At 60.3% G+C, this 14742-nt stretch carries 16 protein-coding genes and 3 pseudogenes; 11 read left to right on the plus strand and 8 right to left on the minus strand.

Features of this window, described 5'->3' with window-relative positions; genetic code table 11:
- From Q1A53_RS08850 to Q1A53_RS23405, 5 genes and pseudogenes are all read left to right on the plus strand, one after another.
- Nucleotides 1-701: pseudogene (locus Q1A53_RS08850) on the plus strand (hypothetical protein); the annotation flags it as partial.
- A gap of 38 nt (nt 702-739) precedes the next feature.
- Entirely contained in the window at nt 740-1714 is a 975-nt protein-coding gene (locus Q1A53_RS08855; RefSeq protein ID WP_299965288.1) for a hypothetical protein, read from the plus strand.
- Nucleotides 1715-2343: 629 nt separating this feature from the next.
- Nucleotides 2344-2961: a hypothetical protein gene (locus Q1A53_RS08860; protein WP_299965290.1), complete on the plus strand. Its 618-nt coding sequence runs from the start codon at nt 2344-2346 to the stop codon at nt 2959-2961.
- Nucleotides 2962-3041: 80 nt separating this feature from the next.
- Entirely contained in the window at nt 3042-3284 is a 243-nt protein-coding gene (locus tag Q1A53_RS08865) for a hypothetical protein (RefSeq protein ID WP_299965292.1), read from the plus strand.
- A gap of 11 nt (nt 3285-3295) precedes the next feature.
- The gene (locus Q1A53_RS23405) at nt 3296-3580 is read left to right on the plus strand and encodes a PAAR domain-containing protein (protein WP_366872529.1); all 285 of its coding nucleotides are present in this window, start codon (nt 3296-3298) and stop codon (nt 3578-3580) included.
- Between the two features lie 85 nt (nt 3581-3665).
- Here Q1A53_RS23405 and Q1A53_RS08870 read toward each other — a convergent pair.
- The 5 genes and pseudogenes from Q1A53_RS08870 to Q1A53_RS08890 all read right to left on the minus strand — a co-directional run.
- A pseudogene (locus tag Q1A53_RS08870) lies at nt 3666-3839 on the minus strand (IS5/IS1182 family transposase); the annotation flags it as partial.
- A 186-nt stretch (nt 3840-4025) separates the two neighbouring features.
- Nucleotides 4026-4214 (minus strand): annotated as a pseudogene (locus Q1A53_RS08875) (transposase); the annotation flags it as partial.
- Nucleotides 4162-4692 (minus strand): hypothetical protein, encoded by a 531-nt coding sequence (locus Q1A53_RS08880; RefSeq protein WP_299966062.1) that lies wholly within the window; start codon nt 4690-4692, stop codon nt 4162-4164. The gene Q1A53_RS08880 and the pseudogene Q1A53_RS08875, both read right to left, overlap by 53 nt.
- A 12-nt stretch (nt 4693-4704) precedes the next feature.
- Nucleotides 4705-4941, minus strand: coding sequence for a hypothetical protein (locus Q1A53_RS08885; RefSeq protein ID WP_299965293.1), 237 nt, complete (start codon nt 4939-4941; stop codon nt 4705-4707).
- A gap of 123 nt (nt 4942-5064) precedes the next feature.
- The gene (locus Q1A53_RS08890) at nt 5065-5274 is read right to left on the minus strand and encodes a recombinase family protein (RefSeq protein WP_299965295.1); all 210 of its coding nucleotides are present in this window, start codon (nt 5272-5274) and stop codon (nt 5065-5067) included.
- Nucleotides 5275-5422: 148 nt separating this feature from the next.
- Here Q1A53_RS08890 and Q1A53_RS08895 point away from each other — a divergent pair, with 148 nt between their 5' ends.
- Entirely contained in the window at nt 5423-5806 is a 384-nt protein-coding gene (locus Q1A53_RS08895) for a hypothetical protein (RefSeq protein ID WP_299965297.1), read from the plus strand.
- A 548-nt stretch (nt 5807-6354) separates the two neighbouring features.
- On the opposite strand, the gene Q1A53_RS08900 is transcribed toward Q1A53_RS08895, so the two are convergent.
- Nucleotides 6355-6810 (minus strand): hypothetical protein, encoded by a 456-nt coding sequence (locus Q1A53_RS08900; protein WP_299965299.1) that lies wholly within the window; start codon nt 6808-6810, stop codon nt 6355-6357.
- Nucleotides 6811-6991: 181 nt separating this feature from the next.
- On the opposite strand from Q1A53_RS08900, the gene Q1A53_RS08905 reads away from it, so the two are divergent.
- The gene (locus tag Q1A53_RS08905; protein ID WP_299965302.1) at nt 6992-7351 is read left to right on the plus strand and encodes a hypothetical protein; all 360 of its coding nucleotides are present in this window, start codon (nt 6992-6994) and stop codon (nt 7349-7351) included.
- 29 nt (nt 7352-7380) lie between these two features.
- Here the strand turns inward: Q1A53_RS08905 and Q1A53_RS08910 are convergent, their stop codons facing one another.
- Nucleotides 7381-7848, minus strand: a complete 468-nt coding sequence (locus Q1A53_RS08910) for a hypothetical protein (RefSeq protein WP_299965304.1) — start codon at nt 7846-7848, stop codon at nt 7381-7383.
- A 490-nt stretch (nt 7849-8338) separates the two neighbouring features.
- Between Q1A53_RS08910 and murD the strand changes: the two genes are divergently transcribed.
- Nucleotides 8339-9730 carry a UDP-N-acetylmuramoyl-L-alanine--D-glutamate ligase gene (gene murD / locus Q1A53_RS08915; protein ID WP_299965306.1) on the plus strand — a complete coding sequence of 464 codons (1392 nt, stop codon included), beginning with the start codon at nt 8339-8341 and terminating at the stop codon, nt 9728-9730.
- A gap of 18 nt (nt 9731-9748) precedes the next feature.
- Here murD and Q1A53_RS08920 read toward each other — a convergent pair whose 3' ends face one another.
- Nucleotides 9749-10924 (minus strand): aminoacetone oxidase family FAD-binding enzyme, encoded by a 1176-nt coding sequence (locus Q1A53_RS08920; protein WP_299965308.1) that lies wholly within the window; start codon nt 10922-10924, stop codon nt 9749-9751.
- Between the two features lie 135 nt (nt 10925-11059).
- On the opposite strand from Q1A53_RS08920, the gene ftsW reads away from it, so the two are divergent.
- The 3 genes from ftsW to murC are packed head-to-tail and all read left to right on the plus strand — an operon-like array spanning nt 11060 to nt 14726.
- Nucleotides 11060-12226 (plus strand): putative lipid II flippase FtsW, encoded by a 1167-nt coding sequence (gene ftsW, locus Q1A53_RS08925; protein ID WP_299965311.1) that lies wholly within the window; start codon nt 11060-11062, stop codon nt 12224-12226.
- Nucleotides 12223-13323 (plus strand): UDP-N-acetylglucosamine--N-acetylmuramyl-(pentapeptide) pyrophosphoryl-undecaprenol N-acetylglucosamine transferase, encoded by a 1101-nt coding sequence (locus tag Q1A53_RS08930; protein WP_299965313.1) that lies wholly within the window; start codon nt 12223-12225, stop codon nt 13321-13323. Before ftsW ends, Q1A53_RS08930 begins: the two co-directional genes overlap by 4 nt.
- A complete protein-coding gene (gene murC, locus Q1A53_RS08935; protein ID WP_299965316.1) occupies nt 13320-14726 on the plus strand; it encodes a UDP-N-acetylmuramate--L-alanine ligase in 1407 nt (468 codons plus the stop codon). Before Q1A53_RS08930 ends, murC begins: the two co-directional genes overlap by 4 nt.
- Nucleotides 14727-14742 lie beyond the last annotated feature (16 nt).

Genomic DNA, 14742 nt, shown 5'->3' on the forward strand with positions numbered 1-14742 from the left:
GTGTCTCGGCACTGGCGCTCATGGCCAGCGTTCAGGGGCTCGCTGGCCATACCGCCGGCCTTTTGAAACAGGCGGGTAGCCTCGCGGGCGGTGGCGGTCCAGGCCTCGGGACGTTTGCCAGTACCGTGGCATCGTCTGCGCTCGGCTTCCATGACGCGCTCGGCCTCGGCAGCCGCGGCGATGTGGTCGGCGGCGCGTCGAACCGCCCCGACGCAGGCCGCGGGCTCGGCGATGCGGGCACCGGCGTGGGTGAGGCTGCGGCGAGCCTGTTTCCCATGGGCGGGATCAAGAACACCATCGTCGGCGCGTTTCGGTCGGACACCATCGGCGTGGCTCGCGCCGAACAGATCGGCACCAGCAAGGTCACGAATGTCGGGCAGACGCAGGTTACCAATGTCGGCAAGGAGCAGAAAACCACTGTTGGTCGAAAGATAGATGTGGAGGTTGGCGAGCTCTACCGGCTCATTACCCACGACACGTTCCACGGCGGAGCGAAAACCTGGGAAATCTTCTCCGATGACAAGATCCTGCTCTCAACCCCCGGCGGCTACATCGAGTTGAACAAATCGGGCATTCGTTTGCATGCCAAGCGCATCGACATCGAGGGCAATGCCATCAACTTCGCGAAGGGTGGGCCCGGCGAGGGCGCGTCATGCCTGCGGAAAGCGGCTCAATCTGCAGCGCCGTTTGTGCGAATGTGAGAGGGCTGAAGATGCCGCCAGTTATCTGGGACGTTCTGATGACGTCGAAGGAACCGAGTTTTGCTGTCGTAGATGGTGCGCAGTTTCCGGACCTGCCCGCGCTGATTGCATCGGCTCGGCTCGAGGCGTGGCCTCTCTACCGCAATGATGATCCTCAAGAACGCGCTGCTGCCCCGCACATGATTGGCCTCAGTCGCTTCGCTGGAGAAGAGGATCTTTCGGTCGACGCGTTGCCTAGTGCAGATGTAATCAATGTGCTTCGCGATGCACTCGGCGATACACCGGCCATGGTCGTGTGGCAGGGATGCGCACATGCAACGCTTTTCCAGCACCTGCGTGGACTGAATATGGTCGAGGTGCCGAGGGGTACTGACACACCCGTTGGGCCCGATTATGCTATGCTCGATCCCAGCAAGCCCACTGCCCAAGCCAGCGGTGCCAAGGTTGACGGTCGTGGCGAGTATGAGTTGATCCTGTTCCGGCATGCAGATCCGAATGTGATCGCGCAGATATTGCCTGCGCTCGACCTGCCCGGGTGGGCGAGATTTTTGGGTCGGACGAATGGCTTGGCATATACACCCGCGGACGATTGGTCGGATGAAGCAGGAACGCATGTTGCACCCCGTCCGGGCGGCCTGCCCGAAACACAGCGCGGTTGGTTGCGCCTGGAACGAGAAACGCTGGAGCGGATGGCAGAAGTGCGTCTGGATCGATCCGCACGGCGTATTGCGCGCTATCTTCGCAAGCATGCGGCAACTCCGACCAAAGGAATTGATGATCAAGCGCTCGTGAAGCGCGCGCGTGGCTACATCGACGAAGCACGGGACTACGGCGTGCAGACCGAGGCAGGTATGGGCCGTTGGTCTTACATGCAGATCACGACGCGTGACGGCATGCTCACGGATCCATCGGTTCGGTCCGTGATGTCCGCGCAGGATCCGTCGATGACGCCCGACGAGCGCGTCAAGCTCCTCCTGCGCATGAGCGCCACATCAACGGCGGGAACGATCTGATGCCATTGGTTCTCGCGCCTGCTGCTCCAATCGCTTGGGGGGCCATCGTCAAAGGAGCCGCTTACATCGGTTCTGCCGCAGCGGCGGCCTGGGGTGTCAACCAAGCCGTTGAGGCGATCTCGGCAGACGATGGCGCCGCCCAGGACCTCGACGAAGATACGCCGGTCGCGGTGACATGTGCGACATGCGCGCAGAGCCCCTGCGCGCATCTTGCTTGCGGTGCACCAGGCTCGACATATCGTGGCGGCGCGCACGGGTGCGTCGGACGCCCAGCCATGAAGGCCCTTCCTGATGGGGCGATACATAGCCACCACACACCCGCTGATCATTATTCGCATCTGCCCACACCCGTCGGTCCATCTGTCCAGTTGGCTGCAAGCGATCACCGAAATACATCGTCATACGGAAGGCGGGTGCATGGGCCACGTTACGCGCCTCAACGTCAGGCTCTAGCATCTGGGAGGACTATGGAGGCTATTTTTTATGATGTCGCAGATATTCGCAATGTTGCTCGCGAGGCAGGCGATCCAACTCGATACGATGCCGCGATATCACAGATGCTAGGCTATGCCGAGTGTCTCCACGCACATGGAATAATTCGATAGATACTAAAGCAGTGAGGCTTGAATATGAAAGACGAGGATTGGATCATTTACCCGCTTCAGGGTCTTGGGCATCTGCGATTTGGTATGAACCGAGCCAATATTGAGGCTCTAAGTTCCGTTTACGGTTCGATTACGTACGACTCCGGGACCGTCGATCGCGTAGCAATCGCTAACGACACGCTAGCAAAATTTGGGCACTTCTTCTCGGATGATGTCAGAAGCAATATTGAACAGAATCATATTCCCCAGATCGCAACCGATCCCCGCACGCTTCTCACGCTTTCTAATCACTCTCTGCAAGTCGATCTTTTTGACGATACGGTGTGCGGCATCACCATTTACCAAGATCACTCGCAGGTTTCTCTGGACGGTCAGAATATCTTCACGATGGAGCAAGGCCGAGCCCTAGAATTCCTCGAACGCCTGAACGGGAGGCCCGGCTACTATGTTGGCCAATCGGCGCGTTTCGACGGGCTTGCTCTTGAACTCTTTGGTTTTTCTGAAGCGGGCGAAGGACCCAACGATCCAATCACGCCAGGTGCTAAACTTACCCAAGATCAGAGTCCCTGCAGCATCTGGATCGGGGCGGAGCCAAACCCACTCAACGATCCTACGGTTCGCTGGAGAGAACACACTTGGTAGGCGATGCGTGCTTCGTTGTCGGGGTTTCGGTTTACAATGAAGAAGGTCGTTCTCAGATTTTCACCCCGGATGAGGATGCGATGGATGACAAGATACTTTGGGCGGCGCGGTTGATGGAGCCACTTCAAGCGGCAACCCTACTCGACGCGCATCCTGTCGATATTCCGCAATGCTGCCACCACTTGATGTTCAAAACATTTCGGTCGAACGATAAAGCGCTCGCTGACGTTCTGTACCCGACATTCGTAAGCAGCGATCAGCCGGATGCCACGCTTCCCACGTTTGGACGGGGCACCAAAAGCAACTCGGTTTCAGTCCAATAAGGAGAACATTGATGAGCAAGCCCCTCGCACTTCTCGGTCACGACCACACATGTCCCAGGCGCGGCCACCGTGGTGGTCCGATCGTATCGACCGGCCAAAGTTACGTGACTGTCGATGGTGTTCCTATCGCGACGGTTTCAGACAAGCTGATCTGCACGGGACCACCAACCACGGACAGTGTCACGAGCGGCTCCTCACTCGTCACCATTGATGGGAAGCCAGTCGCCCGGATAGGGGATAGCTGCGCGCACGGCGGGACCATCGTGGAGGGTGTTTCTTGGATCACGTCAGGCTGATCCAATTTCTTGCTTTTGGTGCCAAAAAACGGGCCTTGTTGCACAAATTGGCTGAGGGCCGGACTTCCCCTTTCCCCAGACGGATTTATTCTTCGGCCAGCGTGTTGGGTATGCCAAGCGCGGTGTAGCCGTTCAACACTGCGATGCGGACCTGTAGTTCCGCGACTTGGCGATCAAAGTCTCTAGCCATCAAGGACTGACCAAGCAGCTTGATGCAGTTCATCTTGGTTTCGACACGGCTTCTGTGGTGATAGCCGTTGACCTTCGCCCAATGATCCAGGCCATTGCAAACTGGAATTTTCCACCTTTGAATGGACGACTTGACCTTTGACCTTCCCCCAGCATTAGGCCGGTTTGATCTGGAATCTTCCGGTTGGTTTTGAATGTTGAGCGGCAGCGTGGAGACCGCAACAGTCTCAAGCGCTGGCGAGGTGGTTTTCGTCAAGAACTCCGTTGGGGATAGATATCCGAGCGCCCAGTGCGGGCGCACGGTGTTGTAGTGGTGGCGCCAGCGACGGATCTCCTCGCGGGCATGGCGCAAGGAGCGGAACCAGTGCAGGTTGAGGCATTCGTCGCGGAATTTACCGTTGAAGCTTTCGACGAAGGCGTTCTGGACCAGCTTGCCCGGGTCGATAAACCAACGATAGATTTGCGTCGAGACTTATGCTGGCCAATTTGCGGTCGGTATGGCGCAACTGTGCGGCTACTGGATCGAAAAACCTTGTCCTGGCCCGCGTCATTGAAACCGAAACGGACAAGGACGCCATTGCTGAGTGCATCCCGCACGCAGCCACGATCGTTTGCCAGTTGCAAGCCGGTGATGAGACGGTAGCAAAGCCAGCCAGGGCGGAGACCTCAGATATCGCAGCCCTGACTGGCTTTGCGGGGTAGGGAAAAGAGTGCTTTTGCAGTGTTGAAATGTGTATCGATGTGTCTGACGTCAGACATGCGTCAAGTGACAGGCCATTGTTCTCCGACAGGCGCACGACGGTTGGTGTCCAACTTCTGTCCAGACCGGTTTTGATCTCGCGCGCATTGAGGTCCGCGACGATTTCAGCCTCGGCTTGACCATCGTGGACAAAACTCTGGAAAATCTGGTTCACAACGGTGATCTCTTCGTCAGGTCATGGTACGAGCGTCACGCGATCAGTTTGAATGCTATTATGCTCACCTCGGGATAGAATGCCTTTCGTGTTGCTCGCATCATCAATCAGCATGCGCCTTAGACCAAATCCCGGCGCACCACCTTGACGGTAAACCAGTTCAATCAGGCGGGACTGACCTGCGAAAACCTTTTGCGACAGCTCTCTGCTGTATTCACCAGCCATCGCGCGCTTCAGGCCTTTGACGACAGTTAACATCGTACTGCCATCGTTTTCGAATTGCTCGGCGCAGTATTCGACTGAAATGCCTGCGCGCTTGCAGGCATACTCGTAGTAGGCGCTTTCGTCGGCGTCCTGGAAACGACCCCAGCGGCTGACGTATTAGACCAAAACTGTCTTGAAATCGGCGTGACCGCTCTCGATATCGTCGATCAACTGCGTAAGGCCAGCGCGGCCTTGAATGCGCAAACCGCTTTTCCCAGCATCAGAGTATGTCTTGATGATCTGATACCCGCGCTCATCGGCATATCGTTGGATCGCATCCGCCTGGTTTTCTGTCGAGTAGCGCTGATGCTCGGTCGACATGCGCACATATTGCGCTGCTTTGCGGCGATTTTCTTCTTATTGATCAGCATCTAGCCAGCTCAATGTTGTTGTCCTCCATCATCCAAATTCTTAAACCTGCGCGGTTCGTTTGCGACTCCTTGTTCCACATTTTTAGCATGGGAAGGGCAGCAAGATGTTTCCGAAGACAGGCAACACTTTTCGAAATGGAAGCACAAAAGAGAACGTGCAGATAGAATACCGTGACGCAGTTTTGAGGGCATTAACGAGTGAGTTGGGCGGCACTCACCAGGCGACCAAGACAGCGATGCGGTGGACAGGCGTAAGCGAGCGGACAGCAAGAAACCGGATTTCGGGCACGCATGCGCCGGCAGGAGAGCATCTGGTCGAGCTGATGAGAAACTCTGACGCCGTATTTTTAGCGGTGCTCTCTCTGGCGGGACGCGGCGAGGCGCATGTGTTTGCCAGCCTGGATGTGGTCAGAGCGGAACTTGAAACCATGCTGAAAGTAATTGGTGCGCTTCAAGAGCAGGGATACCCACTCAGAACGGGGAATTGACTAAAATTTCGGATTTTGCCCTTGAATGGCAGTTTTATGGGGTCATGAATGGCAAAACCACATACAATTTCAAAATCCGGGTTGAATGAATTCAAAGGCTTACAAAAGTGAAATGGCAATACTATGGGCCAATCTAAGCAGGTGTAGATTAGCCCACAGTTTTTCCTTTCTTGCACAATGAATTGCCATTCATTGCATCATAGTTCGGATATTTTGCCAGTTCTCTTAGATTGGGGTCGCCGAATTGCTGTAAGGATGCCATTTGGGTACGTGCGAGAGTTGGATATGCTTAGAGCGGTTCCTTGCGACCCTCAAGCGTACCGTCGGAGTGCAGCAGCAGCAGCCCGCATTCCGACCGTTCGTTGCGATTGGAAAACCGGCAAGCTAGCGAATTCACAGTTTGAGTTGTTTGATCGTATGAATGGATCAAGTGACAGTTCCTGATCCCTCGATCCACGTTGTCAGTTGTGCCCATGCCATGCGTTTGAAGCATTCAAGTGTTTGCTCAGTTCATTTGAGCCGTGTGTGATGCTTCGGTCATCGGGTCATCAGTAGCTATTTGCCATTGCCAAATTCACGAACTGCGAAGCAATCGTGGTGACTGCAAAAAGCAAAACCAGAGAAGCGAACGGCTGAGCTCTGAAGGTGTCCTGCGCTTTTTTGTTACACACGACTGCCAGGATAGCATGGGCTGTAAATGCCGCAAGAGTGCCCATTAGAAAGGCTCCGAACAGTGCGGCGCCCAACGAGATGAGTGCAGGGCCGGCAGCTGGATTTAGCTGAAGTAGTCCTGCGGTCACCAGCACCGAAGAAACGAGGGGGTAGACGAAATGCCATTCGATGATCTCGCGTGAAGACGCTGTCGCGAGGTCAGGCATCAGTATGTATGCGCAAAGTGCGTAGGCAAATATTGTGAACCATGGAACGGCAGGATGCCCTGGAAATACAGAAAGGCCCAAAAGAACTATGGCGCCCATAAATGTTGCTAGAGTCTTTAGATTCATTGATCGGTTTCCTTTATTGTTGCTTTCGTTCTGCGACGCAGACCGGAAGAGCCTACCCCGTGGCCTTTCTTGGCATCAAACAAGAGTCCAATCGGCGCATCTAGGTTGGGTCCTGTCCAATTCGTTCATTGGGTGGTTTGGCGGGTTGGCAGCTTGATCCTTTGCCGCCATCCTCCGAGTCATGGCATTTGGCGTTTTCATCCACCGAACTGCCTCTATTTATGACGACGTGCCGTCGGAGCGATATCAGTTTCCAAAGCAGTATCTGACGCGCGTTCAGCAATGTGAGGGTGACTGGATCGTCTATCTCGAGCCTAGCAAGGTCAGGCACACCAAGGGCTATTTCGCTGTCGCCAAAGTGCAGGATATCATTCCTGATCCCCGGGATGCAGACATGCACTTGGCGGTCATTGAACCGGGCACATATCTGGATTTGGCGATCCAGTGCCGTTTCGCTATGAGCACGAGGTTGTCGAGTATGGTCTGCTCAATGATTTCGGTGAGATTTCCGGAAGGGCTCAGGCTGCTGTACGGCCGCTAGCACCAACTGACTTCGCCAGGATCGTCGAGCTAGGTCTTGGGACAGATCATGACATCCTTCCTCGGGTCGGTCAGGCCAGCGACACTGGCGGGTTCAAAGAAGACCAAACCCCTTTTCAGTTGCCAGCCGCCAGAGAAGGCATCAATCAACTCACCAGCAGGGCTGTCCGCGACCGCAATTTCCGCAAGACTGTCCTCCGCGCTTACGGCGAACGCTGCGCGATCACCGGTCTGCGTCTTATCAACGGTGGTGGACGCGCAGAGGTGGAAGCTGCACACATCCCGGAAGTCGCCGCGGCACCGCCCCTTACGCAAGCCACCAAATTTCTCCACGATGCCGCGCGCCTGACCTTTCCTGTCCATAGCGATGCGACCGAGACGCTCGCCAGCCGACACGAGAAGGCGCAGCCGGTCGTTACGACCGCAAAGTTCGCGCGAGAGCCATATCGACAGTGGCCCAGCCTGATGCGTGAAGTGAGATCGTGGCGACGATCTCATCCGGATCCGTCACACAATCACACTCACGCAGGCTCGTGCCATCTCCTTGCAGAACACAAACCGCGCAATTGGTCTACCAGACATCCGGCCCACCGTAACGCCTGTTGGCTCTCTCCTTCAGCTCGCGATGTCCGAGATACGACAATCGCCCATCTCAATGCCCTTGAAGCTCATTCCAGCAGATGCCCAAGGTCAACTTTTCGCGCGGTGCCACCACCCATGCCTTCCCATGCTCCGCGTCTGCAAACGTTAATGCCCTCCACCGCGCGACCTCTTAACCCCGCCCCGTACCGACCTGCGCACCGTCGCGATACCGACAAAATACCGACGTCATACCGACGTGGCTTTTCGGCGCAAAAACCCTGTTAACCACGGCGCGGGCAGCTGAGTCGCCAAGACCGGTGCCCGCAGTCTGCGCGCGGCACGTTAACCGCCTTGCCCCCGGCGCGCGGGGGCGGCAGTGTCGCGGCACGCAGCAAGGAGAGCGTCCGTGATTCCGGTCAGAGGTATGCAAGGGCAGCAGGTTGCCGTTCTGGGTCTCGGGCGTTCGGGGCTGAGCGCCGCGCGCGCGCTCGCGGCAGGTGGCGCGACGCCGCTGTGCTGGGATGACAATCCGGACGCGCGGACCCGTGCCGAGACCGACGGCTTCACCTTCAGGCCCCTCAAAACCCCTGCCGATTTCGAGGGCGTGACGCGGTTGATCGTCAGCCCCGGCATCCCGCATCTCTACCCCGCGCCCAACCCGGTTGTGGCAAAAGCGCTGGCTGCCGGCGTGCCGATCGACAACGATATTGGCCTTTTCTTTCAATCCCTTGCGACCGGGGCCTGGAACAGGCTCGACGTTACCCCCCGGGTCGTCGCAGTGACCGGCTCCAATGGCAAGTCCACCACCTCGGCCCTCATCCACCACATCCTCAGTCAGGCGGACCGCCCCTGTCAGCTGGCGGGCAACATCGGGCGCGGCGTGCTGGATCTCGACCCGCCGGGGGAGGGCGCGGTGGTCGTGCTGGAGCTCTCCAGCTACCAGACCGAGCTTGCCCGCAGCCTGACGCCGGATGTGGCTGTCTTCACCAATCTCTCGCCCGATCATCTCGACCGGCACGGCGGTATGGGCGGCTATTTCGCCGCCAAGCGCCGGCTTTTTGCCGAAGGCGGCCCCGACCGCGCCATCATCGGTGTCGACGAGCCGGAGGGCCAGTTCCTCGCAGGGCAACTGGCCGAAGGCCCGGGGGACGCGCGTGTCATCCGCCTGTCCGTGACCCACAAGCTCACCGGACCCGGCTGGCAAGTCTCTGCCCGTAAAGGGTTTTTATCCGAATACCGCAAGAGCCGTCAGATCGCCTCCATCGACCTGCGCGGGATCGCGGGATTGCCGGGCGTGCATAATCACCAGAACGCCTGCGCCGCCTATGCCGCCTGCCGATCCTTAGGGATCGCGCCCAAACTGATCGAGGCGGGGCTGCATAGTTTCGACGGGCTCGCCCATCGCAGCCAGTTGGTCGGGGAGCGTGACGGGGTGCGGTTCGTCAATGACAGCAAGGCCACAAATGTCGATGCCGCGGCCAAGGCGTTGGCGGCCTTCCCGCGCGTCCGCTGGATCTGCGGCGGGTTGGAAAAGGAAGGGGGGGTGGCTGCGCTCGCCCATGTCGCCTCCGTGGTCAAGGCCTACGTGATTGGGCGCGAGGCGGCGGGCTTTGCGCTGCAACTGACCGCGCCGTCCGAAGTCTGCGGGACCATGGAGACAGCCGTCGCCCGCGCGGTGGCCGAGGCCGAACCGGGCGATGTTATCCTGCTGGCACCGGCGGCGGCGAGCTTTGATCAATACGATAACTTTGAGCGGCGCGGAGACGACTTCGTGGCCCAGGTGCAGAAGTATCTGTGAGACCCGAACCGCGCGTGTTCAGATGGCAAGCGCCCGCGCCGCGGCCATCGCCGAGGACCAGGCCCATTGAAAGTTGTAACCACCCAGCCAGCCCGTGACATCCACGGCCTCGCCGATAAAGAACAGGCCTGGAACCGTCTTTGTTTCCAATGTCTTGGCCTGAAGCGCATCCGTGTCCACTCCGCCGAGCGTCACCTCGGCCGTGCGGTAGCCTTCGGTCCCGCCGGGGATCAGCGACCAACCCGACAGCCCGTCGCAGAGCGCGCGCAGCCGCTTGTCAGACTGATCCGCGATATTGCCGCTCAGCCCCAGATCCTCCGTCAGATAGGCCACCAGCCGCGCGGGCAGATGCATACCCAGCTCCGTGGTCAGCTTGCGGCGGCCCGACTGCCCCCGCTGCTCCCGCAGTAGCGTGTAGAGGTCCGTACCGGGCGTAAGATTGATGGAGACGGGCGTGCTCTCCTGCCAGTAGGAAGACGCCTGCAGGACCGCTGGCCCCGACAGTCCCCGGTGGGTAAAGAGCAAGGCTTCGTCAAAGCTTTGTTCGCCAGCGGTGATCCTGACATTCGTGGCCAATCCCGCGAGGTCGGCAAATCGGCCTTCGGGAAAAGTAAAGGGGACCAGACCCGCGCGGGTCGGCGTGACGGGCAGTCCGAACTGCGCTGCCAGATCATAGGCAAAGCCGGTGGCACCCATCTTGGGGATGGATTTGCCACCAGTGGCGATCACCAGCCGGTCTGCGCGCACTCGCCGGGTCCTGCCATCCGCTATCATGTTGAACTCAAAGCCATCCGACGTCTTTGCAAAGTCACTGGCGGAAGTTTGCAAACACAACTCCACCCCGTTCTGCTGCAGCATCCCGCGCAGCATGGCGATGATGTCTTTGGCGGAGTGATCGCAAAACAGCTGACCCAGGGTCTTTTCGTGCCAGGCGATGCCGCGGCGATCCACCAGGTCGATGAAGTCCCATTGCGTGTAGCTCGCCAGCGCCGATTTGGCGAAATGCGGGTTGCCACAGATAAAGGCCTGCGGGTCCGTATGCAGGTTTGTGAAATTGCATCGGCCACCACCGGAGATGCGAATTTTTTCGCCCGGTGCGCGGGCGTGATCGATCAGCAGAACGCGCCCTCCGGCATGTGCTGCACACATCATGCCCGCGGCACCTGCGCCAATTATTGCGGTATCAACCTGCATGGCGCGCCAACTGGCGTGAAATCGCACCGGGTGCAAGTGTTCAGGCTGGCGTCGGAGCCGAAATCGCGCTATGCTGATCGCGTAGATCCCGAAAAGGGACGCATCGAGGCAGAGTAGCAGTTCAAGGCAGATCCCATGACGGAAATGGTCTATGGCGCCGTGCCGCCGCGTGACGGCGAGCCGATCCTTCCCAAATGGTGGCGGACCATCGACACATGGAGCATGTCGTGCATTCTCATGCTGTTTGCGGTCGGGTTGCTGCTGGGGCTTGCGGCCTCACCGCCGCTCGCGGCCAAGAATGGGTTTGACCCGTTTCACTATGTCCAGCGGCAGGCGGCCTTTGGCGGGATCGCCCTGCTGGCCATGATCATCACCTCCATGATGTCGCCGGTGCTGGTGCGCAGGCTGGCGGTTGTAGGGTTCCTGGTGGCCTTCGTGGCCCTCGCGCTGCTGCCCTTTTTCGGAACGGATTTCGGCAAGGGAGCGGTACGCTGGTACGGGTTGGGGTTTGCCGCGGTGCAGCCGTCCGAATTCCTCAAGCCGGGTTTTGCGGTGGTCGGCGCCTGGATGATGGCGGCGTCTTTTGATCCCAACGGCCCGCCGGGGCGGCTGTGGTCTTTGTTGCTCTGTCTGGTGATCGTGGCGATGCTGATCCTGCAACCGGATTTCGGGCAGGCCTGTCTGGTTCTGTTTGCCTGGGGCGTGATGTATTTCGTGGCGGGGGCGCCGATGATCCTGCTGGTCGGGATGGCGGGGCTCGCGCTCTTTGCCGGCACGCTGGCCTACGCCAATTCGGAACATTTCGCCCGCCGCATCGACGGGTTCCTGACACCGGACGTGGACCCGCGCACACAGCTTGGCTACGCCACCAATGCCATACAGGAGGGCGGGTTTTTCGGTGTCGGCGTTGGCGAAGGGCAGGTGAAATGGTCGCTGCCCGATGCTCATACTGATTTCATCATCGCCGTGGCGGCAGAGGAATACGGGCTGGTGCTCGTGCTGGCGGTGATCGCGCTTTATGCCACGGTCGTGCTGCGCTCGCTCCTGCGGCTGATGCGCGAACGCGACCCCTTCATCCGGCTGGCCGGTACGGGGCTAGCCTGCACGCTGGGGGTTCAGGCGATGATCAACATCGGCGTGGCGGTGCGGCTGCTGCCTGCAAAGGGGATGACCTTGCCCTTTGTCAGCTACGGTGGCTCCTCGATCATCGCGAGCGGCATTGCCGTGGGCATGCTGCTGGCCTTCACCCGGACGCGGCCGCAGGGCGAGATCAGCGATATTCTCCGCGGGCGTCTGTCGTGAGCAGGCCCTTTCTGCTGATCGCGGCCGGCGGCACCGGTGGGCATATGTTCCCTGCACAGGCACTGGCGGAGACGATGCTGGCGCGCGGCTGGCGGGTGAAGCTGTCGACCGACGCGCGCGGCGCGCGCTATACCAAAGGCTTTCCCCACTCCACAGAGATCGAGCAGATCAGCAGCGCCACACCCGCACGCGGCGGGCCGCTGGCGCGTCTGCTGGTCGCCCCGCGGATCGCGCTTGGGACGCTAGGTGCGCTGTGGTCCTTTTTTCGCGACCGCCCGACGGTGGTGGTGGGCTTTGGCGGCTATCCGACGATCCCGGCACTGGCCGCGGCAACGGTGATGAAACTGCCCCGCATGATCCATGAACAAAACGGCATCCTGGGTCGGGTGAACCGCGGCTTCGCGACCTGCGTGGATGCCATCGCCTGCGGCACCTGGCCCACGGATCTGCCCGAGGGCGTCGCCGCTGTCCATACCGGCAACCCGGTGCGCCGCGCGGTGCTGGAACGGTCCGAGGCGGGCTATATCTCGCCGGGCGACTACCCCATGTCTCTTCTGGTGATCGGCGGCAGCCAGGGCGCGCGGGTGCTCAGCGATGTGATCCCGCCTGCCATCGCCGCCCTGCCGATGGAGATGCTGGGCAACATCCGCGTCAGTCACCAGGCGCGTGACGAGGATCTGGAGCGCGTGGAGGCGTTCTACGCCCAGAACGGCATTTCAGCCGAGGTCGCCCCTTTCTTTCACGACATCCCGCGCCGGATGACCGAGGCACAGCTGGTGATCAGTCGGGCGGGCGCGTCCTCGGTCGCGGATCTGTCGGTGATCGGGCGGCCCTCCATCCTGGTCCCCTTTGCCGCCGCCACGGGCGATCACCAGACGGCCAACGCACGGGGGCTGGTGGAGGCGGGAGGCGCCATCCTGATCCCGGAAAGCCGGCTCGAAGTGCAGGCCGTCGCGGAGCAGATCGCAATGGTGCTGGACAATCCCGATGCAGCGATGCAGATGGCGCGCTCCGCCGCGGGCTTTGGCAAGCCCGATGCCACGGAGGCGCTGGCGCAGATGGTCACGGAACTGGCCGAGGAAAGGCAGATCACATGAGTGCGGCAACCAAACTGCCCGGAGACGTGGGCCCTATCCATTTCGTCGGGATCGGCGGGATCGGCATGTCGGGGATCGCGGAGGTGCTGCTTAACCACGGCTATACCGTTCAGGGCTCGGATCTGAGGGCGACCCCCATCACCGAACGGCTGGCGGAACTGGGCGCGCATATCTTCGAGGGGCAGAGCGCCGAGAACGTGGCGAATGCCGAGGTCGTCGTGATCTCCTCCGCCATCAAACCGGGCAACGCCGAGCTTGATACAGCGCGCGCGCGTGGCCTGCCGGTGGTGCGACGGGCCGAGATGCTGGCAGAGCTCATGCGGCTCAAATCCAACATCGCCGTCGCGGGCACCCACGGCAAGACGACGACGACGACGATGGTGGCCACGCTGCTTGATGCCGGTCAGTTCGACCCCACGGTGGTCAACGGTGGCATCATCCACGCCTACGGCTCCAACGCGCGGGCGGGCGAGGGCGAGTGGATGGTGGTCGAGGCCGACGAGAGCGACGGCACCTTTAACCGGCTGCCCGCGACCATCGCGATTGTGACCAACATCGACCCCGAGCACATGGAGCATTGGGGCGATTTCGACACGCTGCGGCAGGGGTTTCTGGATTTCGTCTCCAACATTCCCTTCTACGGGCTCGCCGTCTGCTGCACCGATCATCCGGAAGTGCAGGCGCTGGTGGGCAAGATCACCGACCGCCGCGTGGTCACCTACGGGTTCAATGCGCAGGCCGACGTGCGGGCCGTGAACCTGACCTACAAGGCCGGTGTGGCGCATTTCGACATCGCTCTGCAGGCCGAGGACATCGTGATCGAGGGTTGCAGCCTGCCGATGCCGGGGGATCACAACGTCTCCAACGCGCTGTCGGCGGTGGCTGTGGCGCGCCATCTGGGCATGAAGGGCGAACAGATCCGCAGTGCTCTCGCGGGTTTCGGAGGGGTCAACCGGCGCTTTACCCGCGTGGGCGAGGTGGAGGGCGTGACCATCATCGACGACTACGGCCACCACCCGGTAGAGATCGCCGCGGTCCTCAAGGCCGCGCGACAGGCGACCGAAGGCCGGGTGATCGCCGTGCATCAGCCGCATCGCTATTCGCGCCTGTCCAGCCTTTTTGATGATTTTTGCGCATGTTTCAACGATGCCGATGTGGTGGGCATCGCCGAGGTCTACGCCGCCGGAGAAGACCCCATCGAGGGCGCCAGCCGCGATGATCTGGTGGCCGGGCTCATCCGCCACGGCCACCGGCACGCGCGCGCCGTTGTGGGCGAGGATGATCTGGAACGGCTGGTCCGCGAACAGTCCCGCCCGGGCGATATGGTGGTCTGCCTTGGTGCGGGGACGATCAGCGCTTGGGCCAACGGATTGCCCGCGCGCCTGCAGAAAGGAGCCGCCTGATGCGCGCCTGCGGGAG

The sequence above is a fragment of the uncultured Roseobacter sp. genome, assembly GCF_947496515.1.
Lineage (GTDB): Bacteria > Pseudomonadota > Alphaproteobacteria > Rhodobacterales > Rhodobacteraceae > Roseobacter.